This is a genomic window from Bradyrhizobium sp. 179 (assembly GCF_023073535.1).
GTDB lineage: Bacteria > Pseudomonadota > Alphaproteobacteria > Rhizobiales > Xanthobacteraceae > Bradyrhizobium.
The window spans coordinates 42,229-60,269 of the sequence record NZ_JADPJR010000059.1 but is presented as its reverse complement, the minus strand read 5'-3'; the positions used below and the strand labels follow the sequence as shown (position 1 = coordinate 60,269).

Sequence of the window (18,041 nt, the reverse complement as noted above, 5' to 3'; positions counted from 1 at the left end):
CACGCGCCTCCTTAGAACTCGAACATTTCCTCAAGGCGACTCCTAGAGGCGCGCGGGGCAAAGTGTCCAAGTTCAAGGGAGTATCGATCGATGCCGTTTTTGGATTGATGGAACGGCAGATGAGGGGAACGATGCGAGGAGATTAGAGCCGTGAGCCCCGCACTTGTCATTGCGAGCGCAGCGAAGCAAATCCAGGCTCTTTCCGCAGAGGGACTCTGGATTGCCTCGCTGCGCTCGCAATGACGGTGTGGAGAGAGCTCGCTCTTGCTTTTACTGCCGGGCGCTCGGCAATAGCTGCGGCAGAAATCCGCGCGTCACGCTTGGCGGTACTGCATCCAGCCCGAGCACGGCGCTCGCGGCAGGCAGTGCGGCATCGGCCATCGCGGCGTGGCCTTCGGCGCTTGGATGCACGGCGCCGCCATAGACGGCGGAGAGCACGCCCCAGGTGGCGTCATGGATGTCGGTCGGCTGGCTCGCGGCCGGCAATCCTTGCGGATAGGTCATCGCAGCAAAATAGCTGTCGTTGGCGTCGCGGATCCAGCGGGCACGGGGCAGGTAGGCGCGATATTCCGAGGCGCCGCGACCGCACAGCATCGGCTGACTCGCCGCCGTCACGATGTCGGGATTGAAGCTCTGGCCGTTCTCGGCAAAGCAGGTGCGGTCGAATTCGGGATCGTTGCCGGAATGGGCGCAGAAGCCGTGATCGGCGAACGCGGCCTGGTGCGCATCGACGAAGGTCATGCGATCGGCTTCGGGATCGCGGCAGAGCGCGCCACGGGTGCAGGTGGCGAGGCCCTTCAGCTGCGGCAGGAATTCGGTGTCGACGAAGGTGGAGACCCGGGCGAGGCGCTGCGGATCGGCATTGAAGGATGGATGGATGTCGAAGCCGCCACGGCCGCCGCGGCAGGGCACGCCGCCATCGGCGAGCGCCGGGTTGGCGTAGGAGACATAGACCACACGTGAGAGGTCGCCGCCGACCAGCGGCTTCAGCGCCTCGCGCAGCTTGACGAAATTCTGCGGCAGCTCGCGCGCCAGCGCGTCGCGGGAATCGTCGACGCTCGCCATCACGCCGGAGCGGCGGAACAGCGCGCGCTCGGTCGCGGTGTCGACGATGACGTCGGCGACGAGGCCGGAAAAATAGACGTCGTTGGCGCCGACCGAGAGCAGCACGAGATCGAGCGTGCGGTCGGGCTGGCGCTTCTTCGCCGCGGTGAGCGCTTCGCGCAGCTCGGCGACCTGCGCGTTCACGCTGGTGTTGCAGACGCCGGTCTTGCCGGGCGGGCATTCGCGGGCGCGCTGCGAGCCGAGCAGTCCGTCGCCGATGCTGGCGCCGGTGCAGGCGAGCGGCAGGAAGGTCACGGCGATATGGGTGTAGCGCACCGCGAGCGCCAGCGCGGTGCGGGCTTGATAGCTGTAGAGCGAGCGGTGACAGGGCGCGTTGAACCAGAGCGCACTGTAGCGTTGCCAGTTGGCGAGCGTGTCCGGCGCCTCGCAGGCGCGGCCGCCTTTGAAGCCGGCGCGGCTCGGCCGATAGTACTGCGCGCCGGCGGTGCCGAGATAGGAGCGGAAGCAGAAACCTTCGTCCGACAGCGCCAGCGGCCGGTCCGGATTGCCTTCGCCGGAGGCGATACTGTCCCCGAGGCCGGCGACGAAAATGTCGCGAACCTGGATCTCGGCCTGGACCCGCTGGGTCGGATCGGAGCCGGAGGAGACGTCGACGGTCGCGACCGTCTGCTTGCCGTAACGGACGCGCAAATTGACCGGCTCGGCGCAATCGAAGGTCGACGCTTGCGGCCCGTCGCCGTCATCGAACGACCAGGCGCAGGTGGCGCCGACCGGCACTGTGCCGACGAGGCGCACGGTGACGGGATGATCGATCGGGGTGATGTAGTTCTCCTTGACGTTGTCGCGGGTGCAGGGCTGGTTGACCCGGCCCTGGAGATCGATGCAGAGCCGGTTGACCATGTTGCGGGCCCAGCCGCGGCCCTCGCTCTGGAGCTCCAGCGACTGCTCGGCGGCCAGGATGCTGCGGTTGCGCGCATTCTCGACATGGAGCAGGAAATCGCGCTCCTCGCGGAACAGGCGGAAGCGGTTGCGCACCTCCCAGCTGATCTGAATGGCGCCGGCGTCTTGAGCGGCGGCGCGCTCGAGCGGCAAAGCGGTCAGAATCCCGGCAAGCAGCAGGGCGCCTGCGGAGAGGGTGCGAAAGGAGGGAGGGATCATGGCCCGCGTGTTCAACGGCAAAGTTGAGGCGGAAATAAGAGAGGATCGCTGCCCGCCCGCAACCTTTGTCTGAGTGGCCTACCGCTTGCCGGCCTGCCGCAGCGCACGCTCGCGCTCCATCGCGGCCACCTGCTTGGGCAGGTTGGCCTGGGTGCAGGCCTCCGCCAGCCGCCGCCGCTCCTGCCACGGCGCGACCACGTTCATCCAGAGCTCGCGCGTGCCCATGATGGAGATGGCGAGACCGAACGGGATCACGAAATAGAGGATGCGGAACACCAGCAGCGTCGCCAGAAGCTCCTCGCGGCCGAATTCGGGGAGCGCCACCAGCATGGCGGCATCGAATACGCCAATCGAGCCCGGCGCATGGCTGGCAAAGCCGAGCAGCGTTGCCAGGATGAACACAACGGCGAGCGACATGAAGTCGATCGGTGGATTGGCCGGCATCAGCAGGTACATCGCCGTGGCGCAGAAGCCGAGATCGATCACGCCGATCAGGATCTGCACCAGCGTCAGGGGCGCCGAGGGCAGCACCACCTTCCAGCCCTTCTGGCCGAGCTCGCGCCGCTTCTCACCCATGCAGAGCCAGACCAGATAAGCGCCGATCGAGGCGAGGCCGCCGAGCGCGATCAACCGGTTGATCGACGACGGCAGCTGATCCATCGACGACGCCGCACCCGGATGGATGGCCATGCCGATCGAGAGCACGAAGATGTTACCGAGCCAGAAGGTCAGGCCCGACAGGAAGCAGATTTTGGCGACGTCGATCGCGTTCAGCCCGTAATCCGAATAGATCCGGAAGCGGATCGCTCCGCCGGTGAAGACGGTAGCGCCGATGTTGTGGCCGATCGAATAGGACGTGAAGCTGGAGAGCGCCGCGATGCGATAGGGCACGTGCTTCTTGCCGATCGTTCGCAGTGCGAAAAAGTCGTAGAATGTCAGCGTGCAGAACGCAAACAAAACGCAGATCGCCGCCAGCCCGATATTCCCGCGAGGAATCTCGGTCAACGCCGTCAAGATAACTCCGGTATCGATGCCCTTGAGGGTCCGCACCAGCGTGGTGATTGCGAAGGCGATGATGAAGACGCTCGCGGCAATGCCGAGCCGTCGCCAGCCAATCCATCTGTTGAAGCCGCGTTTCAGCGCGGGCAGCAGTCCGTGCATTCATCCTCCCGGCGGGGGGCAAGACCGATCCGGCCAGGCATTGGCCAGTGCGGGTACGATGACGGCCAAAGGGCAGGCGTCGATCGCTTGGCATGATCCAGCTCATTTAAGGCAAAAACAGCGGCTTGTGCAGCCCTTGACAACAATAGGTTCTGCGTTGGACCAGCCACTTTGTCATTTGTCATATGTGGTTCACATCCGACGCGCGTTAAGCATATGAGTCGCGACGTGCGGTTCGGAAAGCGCATTCGTATTTGAGGAGGACGGTTTCAATCCTGGCGCCGTCGGCATTGTTCCAGCGCAGGCGGAGGGTGTCTTGGAACGTCGGTGCCGCGTGCTCGTTAGGCCCCATCAGCAACCGGACATGGCGGAACAGGCGGCCTTCTGCAGGCCGATGCCGCCGTGTTCCCGAAACCGAGAGGACCGGAACGATGGGACTGTTCACAAAAGACATCAAAACCATGAACGACCTGTTCGTGCACCAGCTCCAGGATGTGTATTACGCCGAGCAGCAGCTCACCAAGGCGCTGCCGAAAATGGCCAGCAAGGCCACCGATCCGCAGCTGAAACAGGGCTTTTTGACGCACCTTGAAGAAACCAAGCAGCACGTGGCGCGTCTCGAGGAAGTGTTCAAGATGCACGGCGTCGCCGTGAAGGCGATCGACTGCCCGGCGATCGACGGCATCATCGAGGAAGCCGACGAGACGGCGGGCGAAGTTGCCGACAAGGCCGTGCTCGACGCGGCGCTGATCAATGCGGCCCAAGCCGCTGAGCATTACGAGATCGCCCGCTACGGCAGCCTGATCGCCTGGGCCAAGCAGCTCGGCCGCAATGATTGCGCGGCGGTGCTTGCCAAGACGCTTGAGGAGGAAAAGGCGACCGACAAGAAGCTGACGACACTCGCCGAGAGCAAGGTGAATCTGCGCGCGGCGAGCTGAGGCAAGACGGAGCTAAGATGAAGACGCCGCGCGATGGTCCGCGCGGCGTCTTCTTATTTCCGTCCTCATCCCAGTGCGCCACTGCGCACAAGACGGGCGATGTACTTTACGCGTGGCGGCCGGGCGCATCAGCATCCATCATTCGGCCATTGTCGAAACATGGCGGCACGCCGGACGGGTATATTTCGCATGGGGCTGCAAGCGAGGTGGCAGCATGCGAGCAAGCATTATCAAACACCAAACCTTTGACAACGCGAGTGCTGCGCCGCGGGCCCGCTCGCATCTTGCAACCTCCCTCACGCTTGCCGCCATGAGCCTCGGCTATGGCGTGGTGCAGCTCGACGTCACCATCGTCAACACCGCGCTCGATGCAATGGGGAGGGCGCTCGGCGGCGGGGTCGCCGAGTTGCAATGGGTGGTCAGCGCCTACACCATCGCGTTTGCCGCCTTCATCCTCACGGCCGGTGCGCTGGGTGACCGGATCGGCGCCAAGCGCGTCTTCATGGCGGGCTTCGCCATCTTCACCGCGGCCTCGCTCGCCTGTGCGCTGTCGCCCAATGCGGTCGTGCTGATCGCAGCACGGCTGGTTCAGGGCCTGGCGGCGGCGATCCTGGTGCCGAATTCTCTTGCGCTGCTCAATCATGCCTATGCGGACGACCGCGAGCGCGGCCGCGCCGTCGCGGTCTGGGCCGCCGGAGCAAGTCTTGCACTCACCGCCGGCCCGTTTGTCGGCGGCGCGTTGATCACGCTGGTCGGCTGGCGCGCGATCTTCCTGGTCAATCTGCCGATCGGGCTCGCCGGCCTGTGGCTGAGCTGGCGCTATGCCAGCGAGACCACGCGGGCGCGCTCGCGGGAGATCGATCTGCTTGGACAGCTGGCTGCAATCGGTGCGCTGGGCGCGCTTGCCGGAGCAATCATCGAAGGCGGGGCGCTCGGCTGGGACCATCCGGCCGTGATCGCAGCCTTTGTCGGAGCCGCCATTCTCGCCGTGCTCTTTGTCTGGCGTGAGAGCCGCGCGGCGCAGCCGATGCTGCCGCTGTCGTTGTTCGGCCAGCGGCTGTTCACGCTGACCTCACTCGTGGGACTGCTGGTGAACATCGCGATCTACGGCCTGATCTTCGTGCTCAGCCTGTATTTCCAGAGGATCAACGGGCTGTCCGCGTGGTGGACCGGGCTTGCCTTCGTGCCGATGATGGCGGCGGTTCTGCCGGTCAATCTGCTAGCGCCGCGCCTAGCCGAGCGCATCGGCTCGTGCCCGACCATCGTCCTCGGCGCCTGCATATCGGCACTCGGCTGTCTCGGCCTGCTCTGGATCGAAGCCGGGACCAGCTATTGGGCGATCTGCGCGCAGACGATCGCGATCAGCGGCGGGCTCGGCCTACTGGTGCCGCCGCTGACGTCAACGCTGCTCGGCAGCGTCGAGAAGGCGCGCTCCGGCATCGCAGCCGGCGTCCTGAACGCGACGCGGCAGACCGGCAGTGTGCTCGGCGTTGCCCTGTTCGGTTCGCTGGTGGCGTCGGACCGTGCGTTCATGACCGGGCTGCATCTGTCGCTGGTCATCTCGGCGGCGGTCTTGCTGATTGCCGCCGCCGTGATCGGTGTCGGTGCGCCGGCGCGAGGATGAACAATTGAGCGAACGCACACATCTCCCATTCACCATTCCCGGAGCAGGTTTGTAGCCAGTTACCAATCGTCCATCTCTGTCGGCTCAAGTGCCGGTCGATAGGGGCCGGCGATGTATCAAGTTCTCTTCTGTCTCACCGACGAGCACGATTGGCGACTGGTCGCGCTTGGCGCTGCGGTGTGTCTGCTCGCCAGCGCGGCGGCAATCAGCCTGTTCCAGCGCGCACGCGCGACGCAGGGCCCCGGACGTCTGGTCTGGATCGCCCTGGATGCCGTCGTCAGCGGATGCGGCATCTGGGCGACGCATTTCATCGCGATGCTCGCCTACGGGCCGGGCGGTGCCGGCGCCTACAACATCCCGGTGACGCTCCTCTCCTTGATCCTTGCGATCTCCGTGACCTTCGTGGGGCTGAGCATCGCGGTATCGTCCTCGCGCCCGGCGTGGATCGCCCTCGGCGGCGCGATTGTCGGCTCTGGTGTCGCGGCGATGCACTACACCGGCATGGCGGCGCTGGAGATTCCGGCGCAGGTGGCCTGGATCGGAAGCACGGTTGCCGCCTCGGTGCTGTTCGGAATCGTCTTTGCGGGCTTCGCATTGTTCATCGCCGCGCGGCGCGACGACCTCTCCCATGCGCTGAGCGCGACTGCGCTGCTGACGCTTGCCATTGTCGCGCATCATTTCACCGCGATGGGCGCGGTGCTGCTGACGCCAGACCCGACCCGCGCGATCAGCGGGCTCTCCATCCCGCCGGCCTCGCTGTCCTTCCTCACCGCCAGCGCTGCGGTTGCGATCATCGCGATTGCGCTCGTGGCCGCGCTGCTCGACCGCCGCGCCAAGGGCGAATTGGGGCGCCAGCAGATCGTGCTGGACAGCGCGCTCGAGAACATGTCGCAAGGACTGTGCATGTTCGACGCCAACGGCAAGATCATCCTCTTCAACGAGCGCTATGCCGCGATGCTCCGTCGCACCGACATCCTGCTCACCGGCCGCCTTTTGGTCGACGTGCTTAGGGAAGAGCAGGCGAAGGGCCAGTGGCAGGGCGACGCGGATCAATTCTTCGCCCGCCTCGTCGCCGACGCGCGGGAGGGACGCACCACGACCGACGTCGTCAACCGGTTCGGCCGCTCTATCCGGGTGGTCAACCAGCCGATGCAGGGCGGCGGCTGGGTCGCCACTTTCGAGGACATCACCGAATGGCTGGAGGCGCAGGCCAAGATCTCGCACATGGCGCGCCATGATGCGCTGACCAGCCTGCCGAACCGCGTGCTGTTCCACGAACAGCTCGAGCATGGGCTGCGCCGGACCAGGTCGGGCGAGCAGCTCGCGGTGCTTTGTCTCGATCTCGATCACTTCAAGGACATCAACGACTCGCTCGGCCACCCCATCGGCGATGCGCTGCTAAAGGAAGTCGGCCGCAGGCTGAAGGCCACCGTCGGCGAGCACGACACCGTGGCGCGGCTCGGCGGCGACGAGTTTGCGGTGGTCCAGATCGGACGTTCCGAGGAAACCGCTGCGAGATCGCTTGCCGGGCGCCTGGTCGAGGTGATCTCGGCGCCTTACGAGATCGACGACCACCAGATCGTGATCGGCGTCTCGATCGGCATCTCGCTATCGCCGCAGGATGGCAGCCATCCGGACGAGCTCCTGAAGAACGCAGACCTCGCGCTCTACCGCGCCAAGGCGGACGGCCGTGGCACCTATCGCTTCTTCGAGACCGGCATGGATGCGCGCGCGCAGGCGCGGCGCCTCCTTGAAATGGATCTGCGCGCGGCGCTGCAACGTGACGAGTTCGTGGCGTATTATCAGCCGATCCGTGACGTCGCGAGCGGCCGCGTCGTCGCCTTCGAGGCGCTGCTGCGCTGGAATCACCCGCAGCGCGGGCTGATCGCACCGATCAGCTTCATCCCGCTGGCCGAGGAGACCGGGCTCATCGTTCAGCTCGGCGAGTTCGTGCTGCGCTCCGCCTGCACCGACGCGGCGACCTGGCCCGACGATGTCGACGTCGCCGTCAACTTGTCGCCGGTGCAGTTCAAGAGCCCGAACCTGATCGCATCGGTGACCGAGGCGCTGGCCCTCTCGGGACTTGATGCGCGCCGCCTCGAGCTCGAGATCACCGAATCGGTGCTGCTCCAGAACAGCGAGGCGACGCTGACGACCCTGCACGAGCTGCGCGCGATGGGCGTGCGGATCTCGCTCGACGATTTCGGCACCGGCTATTCGTCCCTGAGCTATTTGCGCAGCTTCCCGTTCGACAAGATCAAGATCGATCGTTCGTTCGTGTCGGAGCTGGCGACGCGCGAGGATTCCATGGCGATCATCCGCGCTGTGACCGGCCTCGGCCGCAGCCTCGGTATCGTCACCACGGCGGAAGGTGTCGAGAATGACGCGCAGCTCGAGCTGCTCCGGCGTGAAGGCTGTACCCAGGCGCAAGGCTATCTGTTCAGCAAGCCGCGGCCTGCTTCCGATATCGCGATCATGCTGGATCGGCCGCGGCTACTCGCGTCGGCGTGATGGCCTAGCCGCGGCGCAACGCAAAATGCGCGCCGCAAAATGCCATCACAGCGCCGAGGCACAGCGCAGCGAGCCCGGTCAGGACACCCGAGACCGTTGGGATCGGGCTCGGTGCTGAGGCCGCCTGGCCCGCGCCCGCGAGCAGCAGCACGCCGACTGCGATCAGGAATTGGCGCATCCGTTGCGGGATCTGGCCGGAGACGGCGCTCTGCATCAATGATGCCGTGAAATAGCCGCCGGAAAAGCCGACGGTGGCGATCAGCCACCATGCGATCGCCGCGCCGGCCGGGATGAACTCATGCGTGTCGGCGCGCCAGAGACCGCCGAGGTCGAGCCCGTAGCGCGCGCCCAGCATATGCACCGCGAGCGCGAGCAGCACGCCGGAGATCAGGGCAGCGCCGAGAATCAGGCGGCGCGGAAAAAAGGTCGTCTCAGCCATGCCCCGCTTGTAGGATGGGCGAGGGCGTTCGCGCAAGCGGATCGCTGACGGGATCGCGAGGACGGGATCGATGTCGAGATGCAGGTTTCGGATGCTGACGCAGTCACGAGCTATGCCTATAAGGCCTCGCTGATCGGTTCGGCCCACCGTTTCGAGCTGACGGACGAGGGCCTGTCCTGGCACATCGCCGGGCGCTCCGCGCTGTGGCGCTATGACGAGATCAGCGCGATCCGGCTGTCGTTCCGCCCAGTGTCGATGCAGCAGCACCGCTTTCGCGCCGACGTCAGCCACGCCGATGGTCGGCGCATCGCGATCCTGTCGACGAGCTGGCAAACGGCCGCGCTGATGGCGCCGCAGGACAGCGGTTTTCGCCAGTTCATCGTCGCGCTGCATGCACGCATGGCCAAGGCCGGCAGCCGGGCGACGCTGAGCGCGGGCCTCGGCCGCATGGCCTATGCGGCGGTGCTGGTCTTCCTTGCGGTGCTGACGGTGGCGATGGCGGTGCTGTTGATCCGCGCGCTGATGATCGGCGAGTTCGCGGGCGCGCTGTTCATTCTCGGCTTTGCCGCGCTGTTCGCCTGGCGGGTCGGCGGCTTCGTCCGGCGCAACCGGCCGCGGAGCTACAGCTTCGATCAACTACCCCGGTCCTTGCTGCCATAGATAGATCGCTACTCCGTCGAGTCAAAATCCTCTTCCTTGGTGCCGAGCAGCGAAACGATCGTGCGCAGGCCGGAATCGAGCTGCTCGGGCGAGGGCGGCGCGAGCGCGAGCCGCACCGCATTCGGTGCATGACCATGAGCAATCGCGAAGGTCGAGGACGGCGTCAGCGCGATGCCGCGCCGGGCTGCCGCGGCGACGAAGGTCTGCGAACGCCAATGCGGTGGCAGCGTCAGCCAAAGATGATAGGCGCGCGGATCGGCGGCGAGCTGGTAGCCGGCCAAGAGCCTCGCTGCGGTCTGCTGGCGGCGTGCGGCGTCGATGCGCTTCAGCCTTGTCAGCTCGGAGACGGTGCCGTCGGCCATCAGCCGCTGCCCGGACGCCAGCGCGTGGCCGGAGGCGATCCAGCCGCCGGTGCGGATCGCGCTCATCACGCTCTCGCGCAGATGCGGCGGCGCGACCAGGATGCCGAGCGCAAGGCCGGGCGCGACCTTCTTGGACAGGCTGTCGAGCACGATACAGCGGTCGGGCCCGAGCGCTGCGAGCGGCGTGTCGTCGGCGAGGAAGCCGTAGACGGCGTCCTCGATGATGGTGAGATCGAGCTTCTCGGCGATGCGCATGATATCGGCGCGCCGCGTTGCGTTCATGGTAACGCCGAGCGGGTTCTGGATGATGGGCTGGAAATACAGCGCCGACAGGTGGGCTTCGCGATGCGCTTTCTGGATGGCGTCGGGCCGCGCGCCGTGCTCGTCCATCGGGATCGGGACCAGCGTCACGCCGAGCCGCGCGGCGATGCTCTTCACGTAAGGATATGTCAGCGCCTCGACACCGCAGCGGCCCCCGGTGGGGACGAGCGCTGCGAGCGCGGCCGCGAGTGACTGCTTGCCGTTGGCGGTAAAGAAAATCTGCTCGGCCTGCGGCGCGAAATCCTTGCGTGCGAGGTAGGCGGCGGCCGCAACGCGCGCGCTCTTGGTGCCGGTGCTGGTCGAGACGCGCAGCGCGGATTCGAGCGCGTCGACGCGCTCGAGCCCTGCAAGGCTCTTGGCGATCATCGCCCATTGCTGCGGCAGCAGCGGATAATTGACCTCGAAATTGATGCGCGCGTCCACGGGCTCCCTGATCGTCTCGACTTCGCGCCTGACATCGCCGGAGATGAAGGTACCGCGGCCGACCTCACCGACGACGAGCCCGCGACGGAGCAATTCGGTGTAAACCCGGCTCGCGGTCGAGACCGCGATGCCGCGGTCATAAGCAAAATTGCGCTGCGGCGGCAGCCGGTCGCCAGGCCTTAACGTGCCGTTAGTGATATCGGCCGCAATGGCATCGGCGAGCTTCACGTACTCGAACTTGGACATTATTGCACCGAGAGCAATGTTTTACTTGCTCCGATTAGTGTACTGAAGCATTTAAGTTCCATCAAGTTCCGCGAGCCGAGGAGAGCGAGAGCAATCCCGCGGCAAATGAGGTGCAAGCGCTCGAAGCGTCTGCGCCAACGGCATCGGCTTCGCCGCGCGGGACAGCATGCCGGAGAAGAACAATGACCACGATCTCGCAAACTGCCGAGCGGAGTTTACGCCCCTCCTCATCACGCGGATTTTTCAGCACGCTCGTCGCCGCCACCTATGCGCTGTTCGACCGCCTCGAGCGCCGCTCCGCCGTCAAGACGCTGAACCAACTCGACGACCGCGCCCTGCGCGATATCGGCATCACGCGCAGCCAGATCGAGGACGCCGTCTACGGGCAGTTCAAGGCCGAGCTGACGCGGTATTTGTGAGACGATGACAATGGCGAAGGGTGGGTGACGGCGTTCGCCCTTCGCGTGTCCCGGACGCGCTGCGTCGCAAGGGCTCCTCGCGATGACGATCAAGAGGCGGCGGCCTGATTCTCCAGGTGACGCGGTCATTCCCCGCGACCGGGTCTCGCCTTCGGCGAGCCCGATGACAGGCCCCGGCGGGGAATCAGTACGCCGCGGCGTCTCTGTTCAATCACTGCCGTCTCGGCGTACCGGATCGCTCGGTCGAGCCGGGCGATGACAGCGAGTGTGTGGTGGCAGACACACCTTCGCATCCTCGCGGCTTGTTCGCCCGAGCTTTGCTTCGGTGCCTTGCCCTCATAATTGAAAGAGGGGCAGGGAAGACGGGGGGAAGACCGGGAGCCGGTTGGCTTCCATGAACCGCCATGCCAAGAGCAGGTTGCGTGTGCTTCATGCATAGCGGACAACAGGGCAACCGGAGACATCCCGGCCTTCCCTGCGCGGATGGTTGGAACGGCTTATGTCGCGCTCTTGTGTCTGGGAAATCTGCCAGAATGTGCAAACGGGCGGTTCTCGCAAAACCGCCCGTTGCTGGATCTGAGCCCGGTCGCGCTCAAAGGCCGTGAGGTCGTGCTCGGGCCGGTCGGATTTGCGGTGTGGTCTCGACCAGGCGCCCCGTTCACGTCGATGCCGGATATCGAGACGTTGCATATGTGCGACGACACCGCCGGTGAGCTGGGCGACGCGTACTGCCGCTTGTTTGACGAAGAACATGACCGTCGTGACGCGGCTCAGCATACCTACCAGGAACAGCACCGAGAAAATGTCGACATAAGCGAGGAAGTCGCCGACCAGCATCAGCTCCGGCGGAATCGGGATTCTGTGATAGTAGGCCAGCACAATGATCGCGACGGGGATGGAGGCGATCAACTTCCGCACCGTCAGTCTGTCCAGCAGCGCGGCCAGCCGCACGACCAGCACCTCCCATAGTGCGTCGCCGACCGCAAGCGGGACCTCATAGGTCCATCTCCGCCACCATTGCTTCACGACATTGCTCCGAGCTCAGTGCCTGACCACCAGCACCGAGCATTTGGCGTAGCGCACGACGTGCCCGGCGTTGGAGCCGAGGAAATAGGTGCGCATCGCCGGCCTGTGCGAGGTCATCACGATCAGGTCGGCTTTCATGTGCACCGCTTCCTCCAGGATCTCGTGGTAGATGCCGCCCTGGCGCACCACGCTGGAGATGCGGGAGGGTTCGATCCCGGACTCCCGCGCGACGATGGCGAGCGCTTCTTCCGAGGTCTGGCGCTGCTGCTCGTCGAAATCGGCCGGCACGTATTCGGCCAGCATCACCGGCGTCATCGGCAGCACGTTGAGCAGGCGTACAACGCCGCCCCAGGTTTGCGACAACGTCGCCGCGGTTGCGATCGCCGGCTTGGCGAGATCGGTGTCAGCGAGGTCAATGGGCACGAGGATGGACTTGAACATCTGCGCCTCCAATCTTTCGGTCAGCACGTCTTGGCGGTACGTCGCGCGATCATCCCGATCGAAGCAGCTTGGGGCTGACCAACAGCACCAGTTTGCCGCGGCGGTAGGCCACGTCACCCCAATCCTTGACGTCAAAGTCGAAGATCGCAAGCCCCGCGGTAGGCAGGTTGTCGCCGAGTGCCCGCGCGCCGGCCGGATCGCCGCCGCCCATAAGCATGAGCGCGACCTCGTGCATGCCGGGATTGTGGCCGACCAGCAGCAATTGCTTTGGGTCGGCCGGGGCGGTTGCAGTGCGAATGGCGTCCAGGATCTGCGCGGGATCGGCGCCATAAAGTTCCGGCAGGACCTCGACCTGCGGCGCAGCGACGCGGTCCTTCATTGCCTCCCAGGCGATGTCCCAGGTCTGCCGGGCCCGGACGGCATGCGACACCAGCACGGTCTCGGGGAAGGGCGGATGGGCGGCGATCCAGTCGCCCATCTGCGCAGCATCCCTGTGGCCGCGGTCGTCGAGCCGGCGATCCTGGTCACGGCCGCTCGGTGCGTCGGTCTCGGTCTTCGCGTGACGCAGCAGCATCAAACGGCGCATGGCATTCTCGAATCATTACGCGTCCACGATAATCTACAGGCGCGGGTTGAGGACAAGGTGACAAGCGCCTGATGGCTCCGTTAAGAAACGACATGAGCGAGACTTTCACAAGCGTGTCCCAGGAAGAAGCCGGCTTTCGCGAGCGGACGCGGCTGACGTTCGATCTCGATGCCGACATCTGCGTGATCGGGGCGGGGCTTGCCGGCCTCTCGGTCGCGCTGGAGGCGGCCCGGCTCGGGGCCAGTGTCGCGGTGCTCGAGGGCCGCCATATCGGTTGGAACGCCTCCGGCAACCAGCTCGGCACCGTGATGCCGGGCTTTGCACTGTCGCTCGCGGATCTGATCGAGCGCGTCGGTCTTGAGGACGCGCGCGAATTGTGGACGCTGTCGAAGCAGGGCGCCGAGTTCGTCCGCGCCAACGCCACCGAAGAGAACATGCCGGGGATCGGCCTCCGCGAGGGCGCGCTGGAAGTGTCGAATGTCGATGACGGCGACCGGCTGATCAGCCGGCTGCAGATGCTGCACGAGGATTTCGATACCGAGGTCGAGGGCTGGCAGGTCGATCGCGTCCGAGCGGTGCTCAAGACCGATCGATACTTCCACGGCATCCATTATCCCCGCGCGTTCCAGGTCGACGGCCGCAAATATGTGCACGGCCTTGCGGCACTGGCGCGGCGGGCAGGCGCCAGCATCTTCGAGGATACCCCGGTCGTCAGCATCGATCATTCCGGCATCCGCAAGCGCATCGTCACGCCCTCGGCGCGGCTGCGCGCGAGCCATATCGTGCTCGCCGGCAACATCCATCTCGGCGCGCCCCTGCGGCGTTTGTCGGAGACGTTGCTTCCGGTCTGGCGCTATGCCGGCATCACCGCGCCGCTTGGCGAGCGCGTGCACGAGATCACCGCCTTCAAGGGATCGGTGATGGACTCCGGCGGCATCGACCATTTTCGTATCGTCGACGGCGACCGGCTGATGTGGGAGAACCCGCAGACCACCTGGGCGGCGCGTCCGCAGCGCTTCGCCGGCGCGGTCAGGCGGCGGATCCGCACGATCTTTCCCCAGCTCGGCAATGTCGAGATCACCGATATGTTCGGCGGCGCCACCGGCCAGACGGTGCACGGCATGCCGCAGATCGGCCAACTGCGCAAAGGCCTGTGGGTGGCGAGCGGGTTCGGCCGCAAGGGCATGAACACCTCGGCCATGGCCGGACAGTTGATCGCGCGCAGCATCCTGCGGGGTGATGAACGCTGGCGCCTGTTTTCGCCCTTCGAGCTGGTCTGGGCGGGAGGGATGACCGGACGGGTCGCCGGCCAATTGGTCGGGCTCTGGGGCAGGGCGAGTTCCGCGGCCGCCGGCTCGCTCGCCCGCTACCGCGAGCGGGCGCGGGTCAAGGACGGGAAACGCGAGGCGCGCCTCGCCGAAGCCAACCGGGCGGCTGGCACCGGTCCGCGCCGTCCGCCGCCCGGGGTCCGGCCACGGCCGGCACCGCCGCCACGAGCTGCGGCCCAGGCCGCGGAACCAGCCCCGCAGGAGGACAGCGTCTCGCAATAGACCCGAGAATAATTCCGCCCGGAAGTGTAACATCGGCCGTCAGAAGCCCGTATCTCAGGGCGTGAACGCTCCCGCACGGAGAATGAGATGTTTGATCGCCGCATCCTGCTATCGACTGCCGCCGGGCTGTTCGGCCTTTCGGCCTTCCGCTGGCTGAGGGCATCGCCGGCCGAGGCTGGCGAGAAGGCCGCGGAAAAGTTCGAGATCGTGAAGACGGAGGCCGAATGGCGTGCCCAGCTCACGCCGCAGCAATATGAGATCCTGCGCAATCACGGCACCGAGCGGCCCGGCTCCAGCCCACTGCTCAAGGAGCATCGCAAGGGCATTTTCGCCTGCGCCGGCTGCGACCTGCCGCTGTTTAGCTCCGACACCAAGTTCGAGAGCGGCACCGGTTGGCCGAGCTTCTACCAGCCGATCGAGGGCAATGTCGGCAAGACAGAGGACCGTGCTTACGGCATGGTCCGCACCGAAGTGCATTGCCGCCGCTGCGGCGGCCATCTCGGCCACGTCTTCGACGATGGTCCGAAACCAACCGGTCTGCGCTACTGCATCGACGGTTTCGGGCTGGTCTTCCATCCCGCGGCGGCGTCGGCGACGTAGGGCTTTTTTTGAGGCGTCTTCTTCACGCGAACCGGTAGCCACTTCGCTCGAAAACGCTATGGCATCCCGGCAATTGTTGCCGGCCCGGCAATTGTGCCCCGGTCATCCGACTGGGGCATGTTCATTTAAGTCGTTGATTTCCTGAAGATACCTGCATTGGCATAGCCTTTGCGACTGTCTCCTCCGACTGCGGCCAGGCTCGACCGGCCGCCGGGATCGGATTTGGAGACAAAGTTATGGGTATCTTCGATGCAATGAACACCTCGGTGGGTGGCCTGCAGGCGCAGTCGTTCGCGCTTCAGAACATTTCCGGCAACATCGCGAACTCATCGACCACCGGTTACAAGGGCATCGGCACCAGCTTCGTCGATCTCATTCCCGACTCGTCCGTGCCGAGCAAGCAGGTCGCAGGCGGCGTGACGGCCAACGCCAAGGCCACCATCACGACGCAGGGAACGATCTCGTCGTCCACCGTCGCCACCAACATGGCAATCACCGGCGACGGTTTCTTCTCGATCCAGAAGGCGACCGGCGTCGTCGACAACGTACCGGTGTTCAGCGGCGTCACCTACTACACCAGGCGTGGCGACTTCCAGCTCAATGCCAACGGCAATCTGGTCAATGGCGCCGGTTATTACCTGATGGGCGTCACGGTCGACCCGAAGACGGGCAATCCGCAGGGCAACGTGGCGACCGTCCTGCAATTCCAGAACAATTTCATTCCGGCGCAGGCGACCACCTCGATCCAGTACGCCGCGAACCTGCCGACGCAGCCGAACACGGTGGCGAGCACGACGGCGGCGACGGGCACGCTGCTGGCCGCTGGTGGACTGAACCCATCCGACTTCGCCGCCAATCCGTTGCCCGTCGGCACACCGCCCGCACCCTATGCCAACGCAAAGGTCTCCGGCGCGGCGGCGACCGGCAACGTCCGCTCGCCCTACTCGTCGACCACGGGCACGGGTACGGTTGCGCTTCAGAACAATTCGTCCGCCGTGGCTTCGACCACCACGTCCCTCGACAACACGGTAGGTACGCATCTCGCCTCTAGCATTCTCACCGCGCTGAGCGGCCAGACGCTGACCATTAACGGCAACACGGTCACCTTCAACGCCGGCACGACGGTCTCGACGGTCGGCAGCAACACCACGATCGGTCTCGGTGCGGGTACGACGGCTACGGTGGCGGACATCCTGAACGCGATCCAGACCGCCGGCGGCGCCGGTGTCACGGCGTCCCTCTCCGCCAGCGGCAACATCGTGATCTCCAGCGGTACCGGCACCGACGTGGCGGTGGGCAGCGGCACGGCAGCCACCGCGCTCGGCATCAGCAGCGTGACGCGCGGCGGAAACGTGCTGTCCTCGCCCGCGATCTCGGGCTCAACGGTGCTGAGCGGCACGGCGACCGCCGGCGGCGCCCAAGTGCTCTCGTCGGGTTTTTCCGCAGGCCCGCCCGCCGACACGATCACCGTCAACGGTCAGACGCTGACCTTCGTCGCCTCGGGTGCCTCGGGCCCGAACCAGATCAACATCACCGACAACATCACGACCCTGCTCGGCAAGATCGATGCACTCTCCGGCGGGTCGGGGTCGTCGGTGAGCAGCGGTGGCGTGATCACGCTGAATACCGGCACCGTCTCTAATCTCACAGTGTCGAGCTCGAACAGCGCGGCCTTTGCCGCGCTCGGCTTCACCTCGACCATCACCAAGAATCGCGACGGCGGCGGCACCGCCGGCACCGGCGGTGTGATCGGCAACGACATCGCCACCTTCACCCAGGAATCGATCAGCGGCGGTGCCGTGACCGCCTACAACGCCGCCGGCACGCCGGTGAATCTGCAATTGCGCTGGGCCAAGACCGACAGCGCTTCGTTGGGCGCGGGCCATTCCGATACCTGGAACCTGTTCTACCAGACCGACCCGAATGCGACCGGCACGACGGTCGGCTGGGTCAATACCGGCCAGGCCTTCACTTTTGCCTCGGACGGCTCGCTGACCTCGCCGAGCGGCTCGGGCATCACCATCAACAATGTCAGCGTGAGCGGCCAGTCGCTCGGCTCCGTCGCCTTCAACATCTCCTCGGGCGGGCTAACGCAATATGCCAGCACGAGCGGCGCGGTGACCATCAACACCATCACCCAGAACGGCTATTCCGCCGGTCAGCTCCGCTCGGTTGCCGTCAACAACAATGGCATCGTGGTCGGAACCTTCTCGAACGGCCAGAACCTCAACCTCGCTCAGGTCCAGCTATCGCATTTCAACGGCACAAACTATCTGAAGGCGCTCGACGGCGGCGCTTATGCCGCGACTGAACAGTCGGGAGACGCCATCGATGGCGCTTCGGGCACCATCAGCGGCTCGTCGCTGGAGGGATCCAACACCGACATCGCCGACGAATTCACCAAGCTGATCGTGACCCAGCAGGCCTATTCGGCCAACACCAAGGTGATCACGACCGCGAATTCGATGGTGCAGGACCTTTTGAACGTGTTGCGCTGATCAGCGCGTAACC

Annotated in this window: 15 protein-coding genes; 8 read left to right on the top strand and 7 right to left on the bottom strand. The window is 65.4% G+C overall.

Features of this window, described 5'->3' with window-relative positions; translation table 11 throughout:
• Positions 1-270 precede the first annotated feature (270 nt).
• Both IVB12_RS15115 and IVB12_RS15110 read right to left on the bottom strand, forming a co-directional pair.
• A complete protein-coding gene (locus tag IVB12_RS15115) occupies positions 271-2,223 on the bottom strand; it encodes a hypothetical protein (protein ID WP_247300144.1) in 1,953 nt (650 codons plus the stop codon).
• 78 nt (positions 2,224-2,301) lie between these two features.
• Complete coding sequence (locus tag IVB12_RS15110) at positions 2,302-3,384, bottom strand: YbhN family protein (protein WP_247278693.1); 1,083 nt, start codon at positions 3,382-3,384, stop codon at positions 2,302-2,304.
• Positions 3,385-3,815: 431 nt separating this feature from the next.
• Between IVB12_RS15110 and IVB12_RS15105 the strand changes: the two genes are divergently transcribed.
• The 3 genes from IVB12_RS15105 (at position 3,816) to IVB12_RS15095 (ending at position 8,457) form a co-directional block, all read left to right on the top strand.
• Positions 3,816-4,322, top strand: coding sequence for a ferritin-like domain-containing protein (locus IVB12_RS15105; protein WP_247278692.1), 507 nt, complete (start codon positions 3,816-3,818; stop codon positions 4,320-4,322).
• Positions 4,323-4,536: 214 nt separating this feature from the next.
• Positions 4,537-5,946, top strand: coding sequence for an MFS transporter (locus tag IVB12_RS15100; protein WP_247278691.1), 1,410 nt, complete (start codon positions 4,537-4,539; stop codon positions 5,944-5,946).
• Between the two features lie 111 nt (positions 5,947-6,057).
• On the top strand, positions 6,058-8,457 hold the full coding sequence (locus IVB12_RS15095) for an EAL domain-containing protein (RefSeq protein WP_247300142.1): 2,400 nt from the start codon (positions 6,058-6,060) through the stop codon (positions 8,455-8,457).
• Between the two features lie 4 nt (positions 8,458-8,461).
• Here IVB12_RS15095 and IVB12_RS15090 read toward each other — a convergent pair whose 3' ends face one another.
• On the bottom strand, positions 8,462-8,896 hold the full coding sequence (locus IVB12_RS15090) for a hypothetical protein (protein WP_247300140.1): 435 nt from the start codon (positions 8,894-8,896) through the stop codon (positions 8,462-8,464).
• 78 nt (positions 8,897-8,974) lie between these two features.
• On the opposite strand from IVB12_RS15090, the gene IVB12_RS15085 reads away from it, so the two are divergent.
• Complete coding sequence (locus IVB12_RS15085) at positions 8,975-9,556, top strand: hypothetical protein (RefSeq protein WP_247278688.1); 582 nt, start codon at positions 8,975-8,977, stop codon at positions 9,554-9,556.
• An 8-nt stretch (positions 9,557-9,564) separates the two neighbouring features.
• Here the strand turns inward: IVB12_RS15085 and IVB12_RS15080 are convergent, their stop codons facing one another.
• Positions 9,565-10,908, bottom strand: a complete 1,344-nt coding sequence (locus IVB12_RS15080; protein WP_247300138.1) for a PLP-dependent aminotransferase family protein — start codon at positions 10,906-10,908, stop codon at positions 9,565-9,567.
• Between the two features lie 182 nt (positions 10,909-11,090).
• Between IVB12_RS15080 and IVB12_RS15075 the strand changes: the two genes are divergently transcribed.
• Entirely contained in the window at positions 11,091-11,327 is a 237-nt protein-coding gene (locus IVB12_RS15075) for a DUF1127 domain-containing protein (RefSeq protein ID WP_247300137.1), read from the top strand.
• Between the two features lie 429 nt (positions 11,328-11,756).
• Here IVB12_RS15075 and IVB12_RS15070 read toward each other — a convergent pair whose 3' ends face one another.
• From IVB12_RS15070 to IVB12_RS15060, 3 genes are read right to left on the bottom strand one after another with little or no spacing between them, the layout of a single operon-like run.
• Positions 11,757-12,353, bottom strand: coding sequence for a hypothetical protein (locus IVB12_RS15070; protein WP_247300135.1), 597 nt, complete (start codon positions 12,351-12,353; stop codon positions 11,757-11,759).
• A gap of 15 nt (positions 12,354-12,368) precedes the next feature.
• Positions 12,369-12,794: a universal stress protein gene (locus IVB12_RS15065; protein WP_247278684.1), complete on the bottom strand. Its 426-nt coding sequence runs from the start codon at positions 12,792-12,794 to the stop codon at positions 12,369-12,371.
• A 49-nt stretch (positions 12,795-12,843) separates the two neighbouring features.
• Entirely contained in the window at positions 12,844-13,380 is a 537-nt protein-coding gene (locus IVB12_RS15060; RefSeq protein ID WP_247300133.1) for a histidine phosphatase family protein, read from the bottom strand.
• 92 nt (positions 13,381-13,472) lie between these two features.
• Here IVB12_RS15060 and IVB12_RS15055 point away from each other — a divergent pair, with 92 nt between their 5' ends.
• The 3 genes from IVB12_RS15055 to IVB12_RS15045 all read left to right on the top strand — a co-directional run bounded on the left by IVB12_RS15055 (position 13,473) and on the right by IVB12_RS15045 (position 18,028).
• Positions 13,473-14,930: an FAD-binding oxidoreductase gene (locus IVB12_RS15055; RefSeq protein ID WP_247300130.1), complete on the top strand. Its 1,458-nt coding sequence runs from the start codon at positions 13,473-13,475 to the stop codon at positions 14,928-14,930.
• An 87-nt stretch (positions 14,931-15,017) separates the two neighbouring features.
• Positions 15,018-15,530: a peptide-methionine (R)-S-oxide reductase MsrB gene (gene msrB, locus IVB12_RS15050; RefSeq protein WP_247278681.1), complete on the top strand. Its 513-nt coding sequence runs from the start codon at positions 15,018-15,020 to the stop codon at positions 15,528-15,530.
• A gap of 236 nt (positions 15,531-15,766) precedes the next feature.
• On the top strand, positions 15,767-18,028 hold the full coding sequence (locus IVB12_RS15045; protein ID WP_247300128.1) for a flagellar hook-basal body complex protein: 2,262 nt from the start codon (positions 15,767-15,769) through the stop codon (positions 18,026-18,028).
• Positions 18,029-18,041: the final 13 nt, after the last annotated feature.